19 protein-coding genes, 1 tRNA gene and 1 pseudogene are annotated in these 19,953 nt (G+C 49.9%); 10 read left to right on the plus strand and 11 right to left on the minus strand.

Translation table 11 applies throughout. The features are described from left to right. Window positions 1-172: 172 nt before the first annotated feature. Window positions 173-1,945 (minus strand): aryl-sulfate sulfotransferase, encoded by a 1,773-nt coding sequence (locus Q0117_RS03665; protein ID WP_297922695.1) that lies wholly within the window; start codon window positions 1,943-1,945, stop codon window positions 173-175. A 188-nt stretch (window positions 1,946-2,133) separates the two neighbouring features. On the opposite strand from Q0117_RS03665, the gene Q0117_RS03670 reads away from it, so the two are divergent. Next, on the plus strand, window positions 2,134-2,343 hold the full coding sequence (locus tag Q0117_RS03670) for a 4-oxalocrotonate tautomerase family protein (RefSeq protein ID WP_005872687.1): 210 nt from the start codon (window positions 2,134-2,136) through the stop codon (window positions 2,341-2,343). Between the two features lie 8 nt (window positions 2,344-2,351). Here the strand turns inward: Q0117_RS03670 and Q0117_RS03675 are convergent, their stop codons facing one another. The 10 genes and pseudogenes from Q0117_RS03675 to thiD all read right to left on the minus strand — a co-directional run bounded on the left by Q0117_RS03675 (window position 2,352) and on the right by thiD (window position 10,031). Then, window positions 2,352-2,951 (minus strand): NAD-dependent epimerase/dehydratase family protein, encoded by a 600-nt coding sequence (locus Q0117_RS03675; RefSeq protein WP_297922699.1) that lies wholly within the window; start codon window positions 2,949-2,951, stop codon window positions 2,352-2,354. Between the two features lie 112 nt (window positions 2,952-3,063). Then, entirely contained in the window at window positions 3,064-3,822 is a 759-nt protein-coding gene (locus Q0117_RS03680) for an SDR family NAD(P)-dependent oxidoreductase (RefSeq protein WP_297922701.1), read from the minus strand. A gap of 109 nt (window positions 3,823-3,931) precedes the next feature. Continuing rightward, window positions 3,932-4,174, minus strand: coding sequence for a flavin reductase family protein (locus tag Q0117_RS03685; protein WP_297922704.1), 243 nt, complete (start codon window positions 4,172-4,174; stop codon window positions 3,932-3,934). Window positions 4,175-4,270: 96 nt separating this feature from the next. After that, on the minus strand, window positions 4,271-4,414 hold the full coding sequence (locus Q0117_RS03690) for a hypothetical protein (RefSeq protein ID WP_297922707.1): 144 nt from the start codon (window positions 4,412-4,414) through the stop codon (window positions 4,271-4,273). After that, the gene (locus tag Q0117_RS03695) at window positions 4,386-4,508 is read right to left on the minus strand and encodes a hypothetical protein (protein ID WP_297922710.1); all 123 of its coding nucleotides are present in this window, start codon (window positions 4,506-4,508) and stop codon (window positions 4,386-4,388) included. The genes Q0117_RS03690 and Q0117_RS03695 overlap by 29 nt, the downstream gene beginning before the upstream one ends. Before the next feature lie 174 nt (window positions 4,509-4,682). Beyond that, window positions 4,683-5,147: a hypothetical protein gene (locus Q0117_RS03700; protein ID WP_297922713.1), complete on the minus strand. Its 465-nt coding sequence runs from the start codon at window positions 5,145-5,147 to the stop codon at window positions 4,683-4,685. A 21-nt stretch (window positions 5,148-5,168) separates the two neighbouring features. After that, entirely contained in the window at window positions 5,169-6,752 is a 1,584-nt protein-coding gene (locus tag Q0117_RS03705) for a tannase/feruloyl esterase family alpha/beta hydrolase (RefSeq protein WP_297922716.1), read from the minus strand. 119 nt (window positions 6,753-6,871) lie between these two features. Beyond that, window positions 6,872-7,123 (minus strand): annotated as a pseudogene (locus Q0117_RS03710) (DUF1440 domain-containing protein); the annotation flags it as partial. A gap of 50 nt (window positions 7,124-7,173) precedes the next feature. Next, the gene (locus tag Q0117_RS03715) at window positions 7,174-8,325 is read right to left on the minus strand and encodes an MFS transporter (RefSeq protein ID WP_297922718.1); all 1,152 of its coding nucleotides are present in this window, start codon (window positions 8,323-8,325) and stop codon (window positions 7,174-7,176) included. A 584-nt stretch (window positions 8,326-8,909) separates the two neighbouring features. Further along, window positions 8,910-10,031, minus strand: coding sequence for a bifunctional hydroxymethylpyrimidine kinase/phosphomethylpyrimidine kinase (gene thiD / locus Q0117_RS03720; RefSeq protein ID WP_297922721.1), 1,122 nt, complete (start codon window positions 10,029-10,031; stop codon window positions 8,910-8,912). A 174-nt stretch (window positions 10,032-10,205) separates the two neighbouring features. Here thiD and Q0117_RS03725 point away from each other — a divergent pair, with 174 nt between their 5' ends. From Q0117_RS03725 to Q0117_RS03765, 9 genes are all read left to right on the plus strand, one after another. After that, window positions 10,206-11,333, plus strand: coding sequence for an efflux RND transporter periplasmic adaptor subunit (locus Q0117_RS03725; protein ID WP_297922724.1), 1,128 nt, complete (start codon window positions 10,206-10,208; stop codon window positions 11,331-11,333). Then, window positions 11,333-14,491 (plus strand): multidrug efflux RND transporter permease subunit, encoded by a 3,159-nt coding sequence (locus tag Q0117_RS03730; protein WP_297922727.1) that lies wholly within the window; start codon window positions 11,333-11,335, stop codon window positions 14,489-14,491. The genes Q0117_RS03725 and Q0117_RS03730 overlap by 1 nt, the downstream gene beginning before the upstream one ends. Further along, window positions 14,478-15,935: an efflux transporter outer membrane subunit gene (locus Q0117_RS03735; RefSeq protein ID WP_297922729.1), complete on the plus strand. Its 1,458-nt coding sequence runs from the start codon at window positions 14,478-14,480 to the stop codon at window positions 15,933-15,935. The genes Q0117_RS03730 and Q0117_RS03735 overlap by 14 nt, the downstream gene beginning before the upstream one ends. Before the next feature lie 381 nt (window positions 15,936-16,316). Further along, a tRNA-Ser gene (locus tag Q0117_RS03740) sits at window positions 16,317-16,404 on the plus strand. A gap of 258 nt (window positions 16,405-16,662) precedes the next feature. Further along, window positions 16,663-17,589: a Dyp-type peroxidase gene (locus Q0117_RS03745; protein WP_366807740.1), complete on the plus strand. Its 927-nt coding sequence runs from the start codon at window positions 16,663-16,665 to the stop codon at window positions 17,587-17,589. Window positions 17,590-17,620: 31 nt separating this feature from the next. Further along, window positions 17,621-18,235: a hypothetical protein gene (locus Q0117_RS03750; protein ID WP_297922735.1), complete on the plus strand. Its 615-nt coding sequence runs from the start codon at window positions 17,621-17,623 to the stop codon at window positions 18,233-18,235. Next, a complete protein-coding gene (locus Q0117_RS03755; RefSeq protein ID WP_297922738.1) occupies window positions 18,198-18,563 on the plus strand; it encodes a hypothetical protein in 366 nt (121 codons plus the stop codon). Before Q0117_RS03750 ends, Q0117_RS03755 begins: the two co-directional genes overlap by 38 nt. 51 nt (window positions 18,564-18,614) lie before the next feature. After that, on the plus strand, window positions 18,615-18,905 hold the full coding sequence (locus Q0117_RS03760; protein WP_297922741.1) for a hypothetical protein: 291 nt from the start codon (window positions 18,615-18,617) through the stop codon (window positions 18,903-18,905). Between the two features lie 207 nt (window positions 18,906-19,112). Then, window positions 19,113-19,826 carry a hypothetical protein gene (locus Q0117_RS03765; protein ID WP_297922744.1) on the plus strand — a complete coding sequence of 238 codons (714 nt, stop codon included), beginning with the start codon at window positions 19,113-19,115 and terminating at the stop codon, window positions 19,824-19,826. The last annotated feature ends 127 nt before the right edge of the window (window positions 19,827-19,953 follow it).

A 19,953-nucleotide genomic window follows, 5' to 3' on the forward strand; every position in this document is an offset into this window, starting at 1 on the left:
AAAATCGGCATTTTGTTGCCGTCATTTAAGATTAAATACTGCATTTTTGCTCCTTTGCTAAAAAATTCATCTTATATAAAAATTTAAAATTTCGCGCTTAGATCGCAAAATTCTATCCGCACCAAAGCAGTAGGTGAAATTTAAAAGCTAAATTCCAACCCACCGCGAAATTTTAATACTCAAAGATATTCGGATCGATCACCATCGCGCGGTATGCCACGTCGTCTCTCGACGCAGACTCTACGTCCATTTCAAATTTAACGTCGTTTGTTTTCGGGTTGATCTCCACGAGCACCATTTTGATCGTCTTATCGGGCTTTAGTAGATAGACGTTCGAGCTTGAGATAAAGTAAGTGCTTTTATCCTTCTGCCACTCCACGACGCTCGTAACCGCGCTGTAAAAGTCAAATCCGCGCTCCTTGCCAAACTCCCACGTCTGCTCGACCGTGCCCTTTTTCTCGTCGATCTTGTACTCTACCGCGCGAGAGTATTTTTGCTCTTTTAGCGCAGGCTGCTCCATGCCGCGGCCGTCGCCGTTGTCAAATACGCTGATGTGCTTTACGCTGCCCTTGTTATCGTAGCGCGGAGTGAGCCACGCGGTGTGCTGCGTCCACGACCAGTCGAAGTCGCCCTCGCATTTTGAGTTTTCGCATTTGATTTTGTTGCCGTTTTTATCCACAGGCACTAGCACTTTTTCTTTAAAGTCCGCACTCCAGCCCTCGGGCGATGCGAGGATCCATTTTACCTTTTTGTCGCGGCCGATCTTAACGATGCCTTGGTGGCGAAGCGAGAGGATGATGCCGTCGTCGCTAGGATCGTGCGAGATCGAGTTTACGTGCGCCCAGTTGCGTCCCGTGCCGGTCGATGTCACGTCGCCAAAAGGCAGATCGTCGCTGATTTTGATCTCTTTGGCGTCCATATCGATATTTAGGCACACGGCGCGAGCGTCAAGAGCTTTGATGAGGTTGCTGCGGTAGACGTTTTTGCCGAAAATTTCATTCAGATCCCACTCGTCCACGACCTTGCCGCTGCCGTCCACTTCGATGATATGATCTCTGATCGTGTGCGAGAGCCTGCCGTCTGCGTGGTGGTAGTTGTACTTACCGACGCGAAGCAGCAGATGATCGCCCTTTAGCGGCATCACCTCGTGGCTAAGGTCGATGTAGCCGCGCGGCAGCTCGCGATTATACACCTCCTTACCCATCATATCGTAGCGCATATATCGCTGCGCCATACCCCAACTAAGATCGCCGTTTGGCAGCTGATGAAAGCCCATCATCATGCCGCCGTCCATAACCCTGCGCTCGCTGCGGTCGTAAAATTTCTGATAGTCCAGATACCATCTGACCTCGCCCTGCGTATCGACGACGAAATTTTCTGTAAAGTCGTTCCAGCTAGCAGCACCCCCGTTTTTCCAATCAAGCGGTTTATAGACGCTCGTGATGGTGTTGTTGATGAGATAGAGCCTGTTTTTAAACGCAGGATCGACCTTTTTGACCTTCATCTTTTGCATGTGGCTAAATCTATAATCGCGGCTATACGTCACGATCGGCTGAGCGTAAATTTTATACTTTTCGACCTTCTTTTCGCCGTTAAAAACGTAGCTTACTTCGACCTCGTTTAGATAGTCCGGATACAGCCCCCAGATCGGCACGCCGTCGTGCGTCAGTAGCGCATGCTCGGAGACGTTATAGGCTATGTCGATGCCGCCGCCCGGTTTACCCAGCACCCGCACGTGGATATCCTTGATGTCCTTGCCCGCCCTATCGATGACGGCAGTTAGAGGCGCCACGTCGTATGGGTTGATAAATACCGAGCCGAGCTCGCCCTGGGTTTTTACCTGATGCGCCAAAACGCCTGCACTCGCCGTCTGCGGCAACGCTATAAACGCGCCGCCCGCCAAGGCCGCAGCCAAAACAATAGAACCGAAAAAATTCTTACGCATATTCGCTCCTTTTGGGTAAATTTATCTAATTTTACTACTACCGAATCACATAATAATCATACTAGCTTTAAATCAAATTTAAAGTTAAATTTTAATATATCTACTTAAATTTTAGAACGCAAGCGAGACGGGTAACAGGCTAAAATTTGATATAATTAGCCCTGCTTTATCAAATTTAAGGAGAGAAAATGCCATTCGTAAATATAAAAGTAGCCGCTCCAGAGCCTACAAAAGAGCAAAAAAAGCAAATCATCGCCGAGATTACGAATACGCTAGCACGCGTATTAGGCAAAGACCCAGCCGCAATACTCGTGATGATCGAAACGCTCGGTATGGACAGCATCGGTAAAAGCGGTCTAAGTCTTGAGGAGATCAAACAAAATAAAGAGAAAAAATGAGTGAATTTTTATAGGATTTGAAGCCAAAAATTACGCTCGCAGCGCACACTACTTGCGCCGCTAAGCGGTCTAAATTTGCCGAACACGCAGGCGGGCAGCAGTTTAAAAACCGCCGCCGCGAGCCGCTCTAGCAGACGAGTATCCGATCTCTCGCCCAAGATTGTCGGCGGACGGACGATCTGAAGGCTGTCAAAGCCAAGCTTGCTCACGCGCCGCTCGATCTGCCCTTTGGCGCGCAGATAAAAGCTTGGCGAACCTTCGCTCCCACCCGGAGCTGATACGAGCACAAAGCGCCGCACGCCCGCTGCTTTGCCCCACTTCGCCGCTACATAGACGTAGTCCACATCCACACGCAAAAACGCCTCGCGCGAACCCGCCTGCTTCATCGTCGTGCCCAACGCGCAAAAAATTTCGTCAAATTTATGTGGCGCGATATCCGAGATGCCCTCAAAATCAATGATCCGCACGCAAAGCTTAAAATGGCAAAAGTCCGTCTGGCGGTGCGCCCACGCCTCTACCTCATCGTAACCGGGACTCTCGCAAAGCTCGCGCACCAGCTCCCTGCCTACGACGCCCGTAGCGCCCAGCACCAAGGCGGATTTTCCCATTTTCGCTCCTTGAATTTCTTTAAATTTTATCGCGCTTTGCGGTCAAATTTAACTCCGGCGCTACGTTACTCAAAATTTTACGCTTCGTCGCGCGGCGCGTAATGCATAAATTTTAGCGTTTACCTGCATAGTCAAATCGCGGGGCTTGTAAGCTAAACTCAAAGCTGTTTCGATCCACCGCACCCACGCACGCGTCGCTGTCGTAAAGCGTAAGCAGGAATTCCGCCATCTCCTCGCTTGAGTGATAGCGCTTAAAAGCCGCGTCGTAGTCGTAGCCCGCATCATCCGTCGCCACGGGGCCAAATTCCGTCTTAGTCGCGGCGGGCGCTAGAACTTTAGCCTGCATTTTAGCCTCTTTATCCTGCGCCAGCTCGTAGTGCAAGCCCTCGGTGAAGGCGCTTACGAAAAACTTACTCGCGCAGTAGGTGACGGCGTTTGGCACCATGCTATAGCCGCCGGCGGAGGAGATATTGATGAGCTGGGCGGGCTTGCGCTTGTAGTCGCGCACAAAGAGATGACTTAGCAGCGTGAGCGAAATGATGTTGAGCCGCAGCATCTGCGAGACTTTGGATAGATCGCGCTCGCCGACCGCGCCGTAATCTCCAAAGCCCGCGTTATTTATGAGCGCCTTTAGCTCGTAGCTTTTTAGCTCGTCCCAGAGCGCTAGGACATTCTCACTGCGCGCAAGGTCGCAAATTTTAACGACTACGTCCGATTTGGGCGAAATTTTAGCGATCTCGTCCTTTAAGCTTTGCAGCAACTCCGCTCTGCGCGCGATTAGGATCAAATTTTCTCCACGCCTCGCAAACGCCTTTGCCGCGGCCGCTCCGATACCAGAACTTGCACCGGTGATGACGATATATTTTTTCATTTTCTATCCTTTCTTTGATTTTTCAGTTTGAAATTTTACTAAAGCTCGCCGCGTATTCACGCGCGCGCTCGTCTTAAATTTACAAATTTGCCAGCATTTTGCGAGGCGCTTACTCGCCGCTTATGGGCGTGCGCTTAGTATCTACCGCTTTGCCGTCTAGATAGTACCGACCGCCGGCGACGTAGTGAAGCGTCTTTAACTCGTCAGGGATCTTTTCAAACAGCCAGTGCCCGCCGTCAAAGACCCGATCGTCCGCATACGCCGCGACGACCTCGCCGATAAAAAGATCATAACTCTGCTCGTTATGAGGCTCGGGGATACGCTTGCAAACGAGCCGCGCCGCGCAGCCCACGATCAGCGGTACGCGGGAGTCATCTTTATAAAAAATTCCACGTTTTTCATCTTGTCCGCGTTATCAAAGCGCGAGTTGTTTTCGGCGCCCAGCTCGCTAACCAGCTCCGCCTGCGCTGCCGTGGGGATCTGCACCGGCGAAATACCCGCTCTTTTCGATGAGCGTCCTCGTGTACGAGCCGTTATGCGGCACGATGGTAACCTTGTCGTAGTCAAGCGCCTGCGCCCACGTTATCGCCATCGCATTGACGTCGCCATCGTATTTGGCCGATACGAGCGTGGTCGCGCCCGGGTTTGGGATATGATTTTTGTAGATCGACTTTGATGATAGCCATTTTTGCTCCTTTGATTAAATTTTATCGGCGGCAGATGCCGCAAATAACCGAATGCTTGGTATTAGCTTACCCTAAATTTAAGCCTTAGGCTCTACTAGATCGGCTAAACCTTGGCGTGCTTGGATTAAATTTCTCCGCAGCGCGCGAAATTTAGCGGGCTTAAAATTTTACCCGCTATTTTCTGTGGATCTTATAGCCCTTGCCGCTTTTTAGCAGCGAAATTTTGCCGTTCTTCGAGACATAGCCGCTTGCTTTTGCGCGCAAGATCACGCTCTCAGGAAGGCTCGACCAAAAAATTTCTACCTTGCTTTTATCCGCGGAAAATATCCCGTAGATCGCAAGCGTAGCGTTATCAGGGTCGTCCAGCCTCACATCCGCGACATCAAAAACCTGCACGCAGCCATTCTTGATCTTTGAAAAGCTCTGCCCCGCGGCAACCAAGCAGCCGTGCTCGTCTGTGCCGCCGCCTACCATCGACCCCTGCACTGCGGGCACCTTGCAGACGCCCTCACTAGCGCCGCAGTCCGTAGCCGCGCCTTCGCTCCTCTTATCCGCCTCCTTGCCTAGCTTTGCATCGTGCGTCGCGCAGCCGCACAAAAGCACCGCCACAAAGGCCGCGATTAAAATTTTACCTCTCATCTTTACTCCTTTAAATAAATTTTATCTGCACTCAAAGCTACTCGCGTTATTTTCGTCGCCGCCTACGTAGGTAGCCACTTTAGGATACGCGCAAATCGGGATCTGCTTGCCCGCGCGACTCGTGCTTTTGCCTAGCAGACTAGATGGAGCCGTTCCCTGCTCGCGCCACGCTTCAAGCGCGCTTAGCGGATCGACGTCATCGATGCCGTTACCGCCGCCGCAGTGATTCATCCCAGGCAAGGCAAAAAATCGCGCAAATTCGTCCGCATTCGCGTTCGTTTCCACTAGCTTTTTAAACCAATCGCGCTGATCCATCACCGAAAATACGGGATCGGAAACGCCCGTTACGATGATGAGTTTACCGCCGTTAGCGCGGAAGCTATCTAGCTTGGTCGAAATCGCATCGTTTATCGCCGCGCTCTCAAACGTCCGCTGCACGTCTTTATCGAAATCAAAGCTCATCAGATCAAAATCTGGCTGCGGCGGCGTCAAGAAATAATAGTTCATCGAGCCCTTTGAGAGCACGATATTTCTGGCATTAGGCTCGGCGCTTTGCGAGTCGCCCAGCTTCCACATGCGCCAGCCCGGCTGATTTACCCCTGCGTCGTAAAACCAGCCGCTGTAAATTTGCTCGCCCTTACTGTTTTTTGCGCCGTCAAATATCGCCTTTATCGCAGAAATTTTATCTTTGGGCAAATCAAGTCCGCTAGGATCGAACTCGCAACGCTCCCAAGCACCGATGATTCCGTCTTTTAGGCCGTCTAGCGCATCGCATTTATCTAGAACCGCCATGCTTAGCTTGTCCAAATCCTCCTGCGTAAGGGCGTTTGCGAAAATTTTATCCCCAGTGGCGTTTTTAGGCGCGATCTTCATAAGCTGCTTGTTATCCCACTGCTCCGCGATCGCCGCGCGCGAAAGTCTAAAACCCGGATTTGCCGCTATTACGCCGTCAAATTCCAGCGGATACCTCTGCGCCGCCATCAGAGCCGAGCGCCCGCCGTTTGAGCAGCCCATAAAGTAGCTGTGCGCTGGCGCTTTTTTATACGCCGCAAAAATCAGCTGCTTTGAGACGCTCGCGACCTTGCCGATGGCCTGATATGCATAATCTAACCGCGCCTGTTGCTCAAGTCCGAACTCGGGCGTAGGCGTAGGATGTCCCGAATCGGTCGTAACTACCGCATAGCCCCTCATAAGCGCGGGCGTTGCGGTGCTAGTGCGGATAGGCACGGCGCCAAGAGCCGGTGCTACAAAGCCGTCCAAACCGCCTCCGCCCTGAAATAGAAGCTTGCCGTTCCAGTCGCCTGGCAAGCGCAGCTCAAATTTTATGCCGTAATGCTTGCCGTCCGAGCCCGTGCGCGAGGCTATCTCGCCGTGAATTATGCAGTGCGGTGCGGCTTTTAGCGTCTTTTTGGCTCCGCCGGTTAGCGCAGACATCCTATCGGCGCTGATTTCGCCGCTTTGATTCCAGATCGCTTCACTGATCTTTGTATCGTAAATTTTTGCGCCCTTTAGCGCCGCGCAAGCCTGCTCGTCAAAATCGCTCGCAAGCGCTCCCTGTAAGCCCAGAGCAGCCGTAAAGGTTGCAACTAGAATTTTATATTTCATTGCCGCTCCTTTTGAAATTTTATTAATCATAATTTTAACATAAAAATTTATCGTGATTTTACTGCGTTTATAAAAAATGATGGAATTCCGCACTAAACGGGGCGGAATTCCAAATTTAGCTAGAAGAGCGAAGCGCTTGGGCGGTCCGCGGGATCGGGCTCACCCGTTACGCGATTTCGTAGATCGCGGCGGAATACTTCGATCGCCCAAAACCAAACCGCGTGCCCAAAAAATCCCGAAACGAACTCATACCACGGAAGCTGAAAAAGCGGTGGTGTAAGTCCTAAAAGCGGCAGCGTGATGCAATGCACTGCGATATTTACGACGATACCGAATGCAGCGCCCTGAAATAGCGTAATTTTAGGTAATTTCTCGGCAGCGAAGTGTGCCTAATTTTAAATTTTGCTATTGTTGCGGAGCATTAAATTTCGTGCGTGCCCTTAAAGCTTGCACGGTAAAAAATCAGCAGTACGGCGGCTAACACAGCAAAGCCGCAAAATAGCCCTTGGTAGCTTAAATATTCAAGCGCCTTGCCACCTACGGCAGTACCGATGCCACCTCCGAAAAATATCGCCGTGCCTATGATCCCGGAGGATAGACCTTTGGCGGAGCCACAACGAAGTGCCGCGCTTGCTAGGACGGACTGCGCGCAAACATAGCCAAATCCCAGCAAAAACGTCCCTACATATGCGGTGGCAGCGAAGCAACTCGCCAAAAGGCACAGCGCCGAGGCGGACGCCAAAAAACCGAGGGATAGAATTTCTTTTAGCGGCAACTTCTCTTTTAAATATCTAGCAGCGTTTCCTGCCAAAAAGCAAGCGACGCCGTAAAGCATAAGACATGTTCCGGCAAAATTTGAGTTCAAGCCCAACTTTTTAAGTAGATAAGCGCCTATGAATGAGTACGCCCCAAGCACGATTACGCCGTTACATAAAGCCAAAAAATAGCTTCTCAAAAGCGCAGCATCGCCGCGCAAGCTAGCTATGGATTTTACGAAGCTCTCGCCTTTGCTTTTCGGAGCGTCTTTGAAATTTAGCGTAAATAGTGATACGAAAGATACCGCAGACAGCGCAGAAAAGGCTAAAAATATCTCCCTCCAAGAAAATCTAGCCACCGCCCATCCACCTAAAGCCGCACTCAGCCCCTGCCCTAAAAATACCGAGCCCAGAAATATCGCTACGATTTTTTGTCTATCCTTCTCGTCATATGTATCGCCTATAACGCCGAGGCAGACGGCGATTATACCCGCCGCCGCGCATCCCGTGCAAAAGCGAAATAAAACAAGCCACGCTAGACTTTTTGCAGTGGAACAAAGAAGCGTAAATATCGCCAAAAAGAGCATTAGCAGAATTAAAATTTTACCTCTGCCGTAGCGATCGCTAAGATGTCCGTAAACCGGCTGAAGTAAGCCGTATGGAATCAGATATGCCGTCAAAACTGTCGAGGCTGCGCTTACCTGCACCCCAAACGTATCTGCGATGCTAGGTAGCAGTAGGGATGCGATCCAGTTATCTGCGGCAGAGATTGTCCCCGAGACGATGATTAAGAGTAGTAGTCCTTTTTTGCAGCGCATTTTAAATTCCTAAATTTACGTAATTTTAGCCATTATAACTCTTTTGCTAGAAAATTTGGAATTTTAGCGAACTCAGCAAATATGAGACGAAAGGAATGGATCGCGAATTCGCAGCGGTGTCGCAATGCTGCGGCAAGTATAGCGCAATGGTCGGCATACAATGATGCATCTACCTTGAAGGGGCGAAGGCAGGTAGTAACGTGAGCAGTGAGTGCATGACTAGCTTATATTTATAATCCACTTTTTTCGCGTATAAAGACCTATAAGAAATAACGCAAATTTAACAATGCCACGAAGCAGGGCTATAGCATAAGGCAAATAAGGAAAGCCCTAACTTGCAACGCGAACCCTACAATAAAATTCAAAAATTCTTTAAAATTCTACGCGGATTATGATGCCTAAAAATCAACTAAAATTTTAAGTACGTACATCCCCGTAGTGCACGCTTTTTAGCCGCGCAATCCCGCCGTTTATCACAAGTCGCGACGAGCCATTCGGACGATCTCGTGCCGCTAGGTTAAATTTAATAGCAGCGGAATTTTGAAATTTTACGAATGCGGGGATTTCAATGAGCGCTTGAAATTTTAATCCGGGACGATGATTTTGATTTCGTTCGCGCAAGATCCGTCAAAGTCCGCGCCGAAGGGATCTTGGACCGTAAAATAATGATCTATCGCGCCGCATCCGCGCCCGATCTGCTCACCCCAGCCCAGCGCCCTGCGCACGAAGCCCTTAGCATGGGCGACGGCTGCGGGCAGACTAAGCCCCGCCGCCAGCGCGCACGCGATTGCGCTTGAGAGCGTGCAGCCCGTGCCGTGGGTGTTGCGCGTAGCAATTTTAGGCGCCGAAAATTCGTAAAATTTGCCGTTTTCATACAAAATATCGACTGCGAAATTTCTCAAATCGCCGCCCTCGTCCTCGCCGCTCGGTTCAAAACCAGCGCCTAGGGAGGCTGCGGATAAATTTTGTTCAAAAGAGGGCTCCGCACTCGCCGTTAAATTTTCGCTTTCGCTAGTAAAATTTTCATCCGCGAAATTTGCGCTCTTCGTCGAACCCGCAGAATTTTCGCGTGCGCCATTTTCGCCCGTCTCACGCTGCGAAGCATTAAAATTTCGCGCTGTATTCATTTCCGCCGCGCCCGCTTCCGCCGCAATGCAAGTCGCGCTCACACCGGCAAGATCGCCGCCTTTAATCAAAATCGCGCCGCCGAAAAACTGCGAAATTTTAACCGCTGCGGCGCGCATATCGGCTAAGCTTAAAATTTTCATCTCCGCCAAAACCTCGGCCTCGCGCACGTTGGGCGTGATAATCTCCGCAGTGGGAGCGAGCTCGTATTTTAGCGCATGCAGCGCGCTTTGTTTCATCAAAACTCCGCCGCTAGTAGCGACCATCACGGGATCTAAGACGACGTTTTTCGCGCCGTGCCTGCTCAGGCTTTTTGCGATAGCCTCGGCAACCCCCTCATTGGAGACCATTCCGATTTTAACGGCGTCCGGAAAGATGTCGCTAAAAATCGCATCGAGCTGCGCCTCTACAAAATCTGGCGGAACGTCCAGCACGCCGAATACGCCGCGCGAATTTTGCGCCGTAAGCGCCGTAATAGCGCTCATTGCAAACATCTTATGCGCGCTGATCGTCTTGATATCGGCCTGGATGCCCGCGCCGCCGCCGCTATCAGAACCCGCGATAGTAAGAATTTTTCTCATAAAAAGCCTTTAAAATTTTAGCGCGATTATATCGAAATTCCGCTATAATTCCACTCGGTAGATTATTTTACGGGCTAAATTTAAGTTTTCTTTATGTAGTTTTTATTATAATCTACGTTCGTTTCGTAATAACTATTACAAATACAAAATTTTAACCCAATTAGAGGAAATTACATGAAAAAAGTCGCCAGTTTGATTTTCGCAGCGTTTTTAGTTTCGGGTTGCTCCTATTTTGAAAAAAAGGAAGATAAAGGCGCAAAGCAAGGCGGCGAGGCTCCCGCGCTGCCGGTAGGCGTATTTACCGCCAAATCCGCCGATGTGCCGATAATTTTGAAATTTAACGGACAGACCATAAGCGAGCTTGAGATAATGCTAAAGCCGCAAGTTTCGGGCACCATCGAAAAGCAGCTTTTCGAGCCGGGTCATAGCGTCAAAAAGGGCGACGTGCTCTACGAGATCGACCGCTCGCGCTACCAAGCGGCATTTGACAGCGCAAACGCTACTCTTCAAAGCGCCTCGGCGGACTACAAAAGAGCCAAGGCGCTAAAAGCTAGCAACACGATCTCTCAAAAGGACTTCGACACCGCAAAGGCCGCGTTTATGGTGGCTGAAGCAAATTTTAAAAGTGCAAAGATAGATTTTGACCACTCGCTCGTTACCGCGCCTTTTGACGGCATGGCGGGCGATACGCAAAAGGACGTAGGCGCATACGTAAACGTGGGCGAGGATCTGGTTAGGCTTTCTAAATTTGATCCGATCGACGTGGAATTCGGCATCGCGGACGTCGATAGGCTAGAGCTTGATGCAAATTTAAAAAACGGGCAGTGGAAGCAGCTGGGTCGTCAGGTAAGCATAAATCTCGGCGGCAAGGACTACAACGGCACGCTAAGCTTTATCGATAGCGTCATCAATACAAACACCGCGTCCGTCAGCGCCAAGGCTCAAATTCCAAATCCAAACTTAGAAATTCGCCCTGGAATTTTTACTAAAGTAAGCGTCGAGGGCTTTTATCAGAAAAACGGCTTTAAAATTCCGCAAGTTGCGCTCAAACAAGATCTTAGCAACACCATAGTCTATGTCGTGCAAGACGGCAAGGTCGCTAAAAAAGTAGTCAAAATTTCAGCGCAAGATACCCGCACTGCGACGATCTCAAGCGGGCTGCAGGACGGCGATCAGATCATTTTGGATAATTTTAAAAAGATCAACGTGGGCTCCAAGGTCACTCCGGTGCCCGCAAGCGCCGATCCTTACGTAGCGGGACAGCCTGAAGCATCTCAGAGCAATGCGGAAAGCGGGAAATAATGTTTTCTAAATTTTTCATCAACCGCCCCGTTTTTGCCTGCGTCGTTTCGATCATAATCGTAATCGCGGGCGTTTTGGCTCTTAAAAATTCCTCTGTCGAGGAGTATCCGCAACTCACGCCGCCGCAAATCGTCGTAAACGCTACATATAGCGGCGCGGATGCGCAAACGATCGCCGACGTCGTCGCAGCGCCTCTTGAAAACGCGATCAACGGCGTTGAGAATATGATCTATATGGAAAGCTCAGCAAGCTCCTCCGGTGATGTTCGTATCAACGTATATTTTCAAATCGGCACAAATCCAGCAGATGCGAAAGTCAATGTAAACAACCGCGTCACGCCAGCTCTTACGCTACTTCCCGATGAAGTGCGTAGGTACGGCGTAACCGTCACCGAGCGTAGCAGTACGATGCTCGAAGTGCTTGCGTTTTACGATCCTAGCGAACAGATGGATGTTGTAGAGATGCAAAACTACGTAGCTATCAACGTCGTAGATGAGCTAAAGCGCGTGCCGGGCGTCGGCGAAGCTCAAGCGCTGGGTACGAAAGACTATGCTATGAGGATCTGGGTTAAGCCTGAGCTACTTAAGAAATTTAACGTTACGACTGCCGAGATAATCGCCGCAATAAGCGAGCAAAACAGCCAATACGCCGCGGGTAAGATGGGCGAGCAGCCGATGAACTTAGGCAATCCCTACGTCTATGCGATCAAGCCTGAGGGTCGTTTAAAAACCGTCGAAGAGTTTGAAAATATCATCATACGCGCGCAAAAAGATGGGAATTTCTTGCGCGTAAAAGATGTCGCCGAGGTCAAACTTGGCGGCGCAAGCTACAATATCTCGGCGAAATTTAACGGTAAAGAGATGGTGCCTGTGCTTATCTTTATGCAAAGTGGCGCCAACGCCCTAGCCGTAGTTGAAGCGGTAAATAAGCGCATAGACGAGCTTAAACCAAATTTCCCAGGCGAGCTGACCTACGACGTCGCCTACGATACGACGAGCTTCGTAAAAGTCTCGATCGAAGAGGTCATTCATACTTTCATTGAAGCGCTAATCCTCGTCATCATCGTTATGTATATGTTCTTAGGCAATCTTAGAGCGACGATCATTCCGACGCTTGCTGCGCCTGTATCGATCTGCGGAGCGTTTATCGGAATTTACGCCTTCGGATTTTCTATAAATTTAATTACCCTTTTTGCGCTTATTTTAGCTATCGGCATCGTCGTGGACGACGCCATTATCGTGATCGAAAACGTGGAGAGAATTTTGCACGAGGAGCCGGATCTTAGCGTCAAAGAGGCTACCACGAAGGCGATGGGCGAGATCGTAGCGCCCGTCATCTCGATCGTACTCGTGCTTTCGGCGGTTTTCGTGCCGGTTGCGTTTATGGAGGGCTTTACCGGGGTTATGCAGAGACAATTTGCATTAACGCTCGTAGCCTCGGTATGTTTTTCAGGCTTCGTAGCCCTTACACTAACACCCGCACTTTGCGCTCTAATCTTGCAAAAAAAGGAATCTGAGCCTTTTTTCTTTATAAGATGGTTTAATAATCTTTTTAACGTCTCAACTAAAATTTACGCCGCAGGCGTCGGCATGGTTCTTCACCACGTACTAATCAGCCTCATTTTTGTAGGTATCATCATCTATGCGATGGTGAAGCTTCTTGTGCTCACTCCTAGCGGCCTGGTGCCTAACGAGGACAAAGGCTCGATTATGGCAATGACTACGCTTCCCTCGGCATCTACTCTACCTAGGACGGAAGCCGATCAGGATTTCATCGCAAGTATCGCTAAAAAGTATCCAAACGTAAAAGATATAACCCAAATCACGGGATACGATATGCTAGCCGGAGCGCTTAGAGAAAATGCGGGAGCTTTTTTTATGAAGCTAAAAGACTGGAAAGATCGCCCGGGCGATGAAAATTCCAACTTTGCCTTAGCCGCCGCGCTAAACGGGCAGCTCTACGGCGCGGATCGCAACTCTATGACTTACGTCGTCACGCCGCCGCCTATTATGGGGCTTTCGCTTACGGGTGGATTTGAGCTCTACGCGCAAAGCACGACGGGCAAGAGCTACGATGAAATTCGCGCAGATATGGATCGCGTAACTGCCAAAGCCAATCAACACCCCGCTTTAAAGCTCGTGCGAACGACGCTGGATACCGATTTCCCGCAGTATAAGCTCTATCTCGATAAAGAGAAGGTAAAGATGCTAGGCGTTAAGATAGCCGACATTTTCACCGTGCTAAATTCCACCATCGGGCAGTATTACATCAACGACTTTAACCTCTTGGGTCGCACGTTTAAGGTCTATATCCGCGCTACGCAAAACTACAGAGACGATCCTAACGATCTAAAATCGCTCTACGTCCGCAGCGACAGCGGCGATCTGATCGCGTTAAATTCTTTAGTGAGGCTTGAGCGTTCGCTGGGTCCTGATTCCGTTAATAGATTTAACGCCTTCCCAGCAGCGCAAATTATGGGCGAGCCAAATACGGGCTACACCTCGGGTCAGGCGATCGCAGCGATCCAAGAGGTCATAAAAGAGGAGCTTCCTAGCGGATATTCTATCGGCTGGGCGGGCTCCGCGTATCAGGAGGTCAGCGAGACCGGCAAAGGCTCGCAGGCGTTTGTATTTGGAATGATCTTCGTGTTTTTGATCCTGGCGGCTCAATACGAAAGGTGGCTCATGCCGCTTGCCGTACTTACCGCCGTGCCGTTTTCGGTATTCGGCGCGCTCGTGTTTACATATTTCCGCGGGCTGAATAACGACATATATTTTCAGATCGGCTTGCTGCTTCTAATCGGTCTGGCGGCGAAAAACGCGATTTTGATCGTGGAATTTGCGATGAACGAGCACCTAAACAACCACCGACCGATCGCAGAAGCTGCCGTAGAGGCCGCCAAGATGAGGTTCCGCCCTATCGTGATGACGAGCCTTGCGTTCGGTCTGGGCGTGCTTCCGATGGTTATCGCTACCGGCGCAGGCGCTGCTAGCCGCCATGCGCTAGGAACCGGCGTCGTAGGTGGAATGCTCGCGGCATCTACGATCGCGATCTTTTTCGTGCCGCTGTTTTTCTACCTGCTCGAAAGCTTCAACGCTTGGCTTGATAGACGCGGCAAAAAAGTCCAAACTAACGAGGTGAACGATGAAAATAAATAACGCTCTCTTAAGCGCCTTGACGCTTGGAATTTTACTTTGCGGTTGCAACTTCAAGCCCGTTACGCCGCAAAAGCAGACCGGCTTTAAGGCGGATTACGCGAGCACGAATGTTAGCACGCAGTGGTGGAAAAGCTTTAACGATCCGCAGCTAAACGCCCTTATCCAAAGCGCGCTGGAACAAAATTCCGACCTGCAAACCGCGCTGAATAACGTCGAGTACGCGCGGGTAAATTTAGGGCTAAGCAAGCTTGAGTACCTGCCGAATGTAAATTTAAGCGGCAGCGCAGTGCGTCAAAATAATTTCGGCAACCAGCCCGATCGCAACTCCCACGGCTCGTATCAGATTGGCGCCGTGCTAAGCTACGAGATCGATTTTTGGGGGCGCGTGCGCAACAGCGTAGATTCGGCGCGATCGCGATTTAATGCGACGAAATACGACTACGAAACCGCCAAAAATACGATTACTAGCACGGTTGCGACGACCTATTTTACGCTACTAGCACTAAAGCAGCAGGAGAAAATTTTAAAAGATAGTCTAAAAAGCTATCAAGATACGCAAAACTACCGCAAAAAGCAGCTCGATGCGGGCGCGGTTAGCGAGATCGTATTTTATCAAGCCAAAGCTGCGGTCCAAAGCGCCGAGGCGAGCCTCATAAGCGTGCAAAATCAGCTCTCCGCGGCTCAAACCTCGCTAAATATCCTAACGGGCAAGAGCTACGATGAAATTTTACGCGGCACGGCGCAGACCGCCGCGAAAATGCCTAACGCGCCGCAGATCCCAAGCGGAATCCCAAGCGACGTGATCCTGCACCGCCCAGACGTCGCAAGCTCGCTCGAAAATCTGCGCGCAAGCAACTTCTTAGTGGGCGTCGCCAAGGCGGGCTACTTCCCTACTTTCTCGCTTACGGGCTCGGCGGGATACGCAAGCGGAGAGTTTGACAGGCTGTTTACCGCAAGCGCGAGTACATGGAATATCGGGGGCTCGCTCGTAGGGCCGCTGCTTGACTTCGGCCGCCAAAAAAGGCGCGTAGAGCTTGCAAATTTAGAGCAAAACGCGAGCTTCATCGCATACGACAAGGCGCTTAAAACCGCTTTCGGCGACGTTCGCGACGCGCTTGTAGGCGTGCAAAACGCCAAATTAAGGCAGGCAAGCCTCGCCGATCTCGTCGCTTCGCAGAGCAAAATTTATTCAAACGCCTCAAGCAGTTATCAGGCGGGCTACAGCGACCATCTGGAGTTTTTGGATTCGCAGCGAAACCTACTTAGCGCGCAGCTAAATAAAGTGCAGGCAGATCTTGACGTGCTAAGCGCGACGGTAAACGCCTACAAGGCGCTCGGCGGCGGCTTTAGCATAGAAGATAGCGAAATAAAGGCGCTTATCGGCGCGGAGAAGGACGTGCAGCCCGATATGTCCGCCTTCCCGAAGGATAGAATTTTTAATTAGCTTATAAATTTACGGGCGGCACAAAATTTCAAAATACCCGTAAATTTAAAGCGCCGCCGAAATTTTACGGCGCAAGCGGACTATATGAAAGTAAAATCTGCTTGCGCTTTTTAAATTTAACCCTGCATCGGACGGCAGGTCTAAATTTAAAAAGTAATCCAAATCTTAAAATATCCGCAGCAAGGTAAAATCTTCGCTCGGCTAGAAAGCACAGTGCGGTCGGGCTTCGTGGCGCGGCAGAATTTCAAGCAGCACGGCGAAATTCCAAGCAGCGCGATAAAATTCTAAGCGCCTCGTTTTAAATTTAAAGGCGAGCGGTTGCGCACCAAAACGGAATTTGGCAAAATTTTAGATTTTCGCTATAATCGCGACTTTTAATTTAGATGGGTGTCCGAGCGGTTGAAGGAGCACGCCTGGAACGCGTGTAAAGTGCAAGCTTTCGAGGGTTCGAATCCCTTCCCATCTGCCACTACTTTAAAATTTTGTCCTTGCGAAACTCTAAAATTTCGCTTTCCCACTCGGCGTAAATTTTATAAATTTAAAGCCTAAATTTATCGCCGTCGCAAATTTAACGATCAAAGATAAAATTTCCTCTGCCGAAAATCAAACCCGAAAGCCACCTAAATTCTATCTCTACGCCCGCCGTTTACCGATATTGCGCTAAAATTCCTTTTAAAATTTCACTTTAAAGGAGAGAAAAATGAGTGAAGAAAAAAGTTGCGCCTGTGTGCATGTCAAATCCCAAAACGTAACCGACGCGCCCGGCAACAACACCGTGTTTATGATCTGGCGTTTTAACGTAGACAAAACCGCCTGCAAAAAGGCTTTCGAGGGCCTTTGCGCTCTGGTGATAAATTTAAACAAAACCGCCGTTACGAGATTCGGTGCGGCTAGCGAAACAAGCTGCGTGCTCGGCGTGGGCTTTGAGGCGTGGAAAATGCTCGGCTTGCCGAAGCCTTTGCCGAAGGAGCTAAAAAATTTCGAAGAGATTAGGGGCGATAAACACGCTGCGCCCGCTACTGGAGGCGATATCCATATCCACATCAGAGCGGGGAATCAAGCCATTTGCTACGATATGGCAAGCGAGATCAGAGCCGCGCTAAAGAACGTCGCGACGTGTGAGGAGGAGATCTGCGGCTTTAAATACTACGACGGGCGCGCTATCATCGGCTTTGTGGACGGCACCGAAAATCCGCAAGGCGCAGATCGCGACTTTTTCGCCAAGGTAGGCGACGAGGATGCGGCGTATAAGGGCGGCAGCTACCTTTTCGTGCAGAAATATATCCACGATATGAGCGCATGGAACGCCGCGGGCGTCGCCGAGCAGGAGCGCGTCATCGGGCGTAGCAAACAAAACGATATCGAAATGAGCGAGGAGATAAAACCTAGCAACTCGCACTCCGCCGCAGCCAACGTCGGCGACGATAAAAAGGTCGTGCGCGGCAATATGCCGTTTGTGCAAGGCGGCGAAACGGGAACCTACTTCATCGCCTACGCAAGCACTTTTAGCACGCTGGAGCTGATGCTTGAGAGTATGTTTATCGGCCGCCCGCGAGGCAACTACGACCGCCTACTGGATTTCAGCACCGCAAAGACGGGCGCGCTCTTTTTCGCTCCGACTTTCGATATGCTCGAGGCTTACGATGCGGGCTAAATTTAAATCACTTTAAATTTAAAGGCGCGCGATGTTTTGCGATCTAAGCCCGTATCAGAGCAGACGCTGTAAAGAGATCATAGAAAATATAGCCGTAAACAGCGAAAATATCAGCGGCTTACTGGAGTTTATAAACGCTAAATTTAAGGTTCGTCCTATCAGCGCGTTTTACGGCGCGAGTAAGGACTCAGCGTGGCTTAAGATCGTGCTTCGCTTCGATAAAGACGCCGCAAAAATCACCGATAAAAAGTGCATCAAGCGCTATCTCACCCGCACGCCGCTTTTCGAGAAACTAAACGGGCTAAGGAATTTTTATATCTCGGTCGAGTCCTTCGAGTCGCAGATCCGCACCGATCTGATCCAAGGCGCCGTAGAGGAGCTGCTGCGAAACCGAAGCGAGCTTTTAGCGCCGCTTAAAATTTGGTATATCGCGGCGGTGTCCAACGTGCCCGTAGTTTTTTATTTCACGAGACAAGACGCGGCACGCCGCGAAGGTGGCGGAAAGATAAAGCGGCTGATAAGAAATTTTATAGAGAAAGCGCAAGACGCCAAATACCTGAGTCACATGAAATTTAAGCTCTATTTTGACAGCAAGGAGTTCGTGGATCTTGAGTGCGGCGGAAATTTGTTCTATTATTTTAAATAAAATTTTGCAAAGGAGCGAAAATGGACGCGAAGCTTTATCTAAACAAGGCGACAATGCAGCTCGAGGGCTTGAGAAGGGCGGCGTGCAGAGCCTAAAAGCAGCACTAGAGGGCGACGGCGACGAGGTTAGCAAGACGCAAGCTCGCATGATCTTAGGCGAATACTACGTGATGAAGGGTGAACCCGCGCAGGCTAGGGAGCATCTAGGGCCCGTAGCGCAAGACGCCGAGCGACTGCGGGATCAATACGACGATCTGCTGGACGATGAAATTTGCAGAACCGATATGCTTTTGGATATGATCGAGCGCTTCGGGTTTTTGGCGGAGTAAAACGGCTCGCGATATGTGGTGGAAAAGATAAAATTTTAAGATCGGAGCAAAATGTCGAAATACTCATTTGAAACCATAGAGCAAATGTTGCTAAAATGCGTCCTTAAGGGCGGCGAGCCCGAGCTCGGATTTCGCCTATGCGGCGCAGAGTATATGATCATCGCCTATGCGGATCGCTGCTCATTTCAAAGATGCGCGGATGAGGCGGGCGCAAATGCAAGCGGCGAGAGGTATTTCGCCACGCTGCGGGAACTCTACGCCGCGCCGCAGATAGACGGACGTTCGCTAAAAGAGCTCTGGAGCGAGGCGGATGAGTTTTACTGCTTTGATTTCGAGCTGTGAGGCCTCGAAATTTCATGCGGCGATGCGGCAAGCGTACGCGGTACCGATACGCGGCGCTGATAAATTTCAACGAAATAAAATTTTGAAAGGACGCAAGCAGGCTCTGCTTGGGATGGCCTCGCTAAAGCCTGCGGCGAGAATGGCAAATTTAACGCCACAAAACGCCCGAGCCGCTAGCGATAAATTTTAAAAACGGGGGTAAATTTAATGAAAAATTTTAACGACGAGCCGCAGCGGTCGCAGTCTAGGCAAGACGCCGAGCGCCAAAACCCACCGCAATTTGACAATAAACCCCTCATCGTCAAAGACTACAATATCGTGGTATTCTTTATTTATAATCTGATCTTCGCCCCTTTGGCGGTACTGGTGTTTCTATATATAGGGGATATTTTCCCATACTATACGCCGTTTGTTTTCGTAGCATTCGCCGTCATATCGTATCTAAACAGCGCCCATACGCGCCTTGTGCATTTGACGAACAGGAGTATCAACTACGTAAATAAAGGCAAAATCACAAAATCCATAAAATTTGATGAAATATCGCTCATAAAGCTCACCGCCACGCCGCTATTCGGACATATCGTGCCGGCTAGAAATTCCATCGGCATTGTGCTTTCGCTTATCGTGATAGCCGTCGCATTCGCTGGATTTTTACAGAGCCTTAGAGGATTTATAATTTTTATTATGAGCCTGACGGCATTGGTTTTGCCGTTTTTCGCCTCTAAGCTGATTTTTTCAAAGATCACGGAGGGGAAATTTAGCTTTCGTGCGATCGATACTTTGATCATCTATGACGACAAGGGCGAATTTATCAGTTTTATGATGAGCGGAGCGGATTTTGAAAGGGTTTGCCGCTACATGCTGAAAGAGCGGCAGATCAGCCCGTCAAAATTTCAAAAGCAGTTTGTGATATTTCAATGAAAGAGCCTATTAAGCGATATCGGCGTTAAAATTTAAAAAGCCGTTTCGACTCCTTAAATTGGTTCAACTTAAATTTGGACGCAAATTTAATAATTTCGCGTGCATTAAAATTTTACAGCGAGCGATG

This window comes from uncultured Campylobacter sp. (assembly GCF_937997535.1).
In the GTDB taxonomy this organism is placed as follows: Bacteria; Campylobacterota; Campylobacteria; order Campylobacterales; family Campylobacteraceae; genus Campylobacter_B.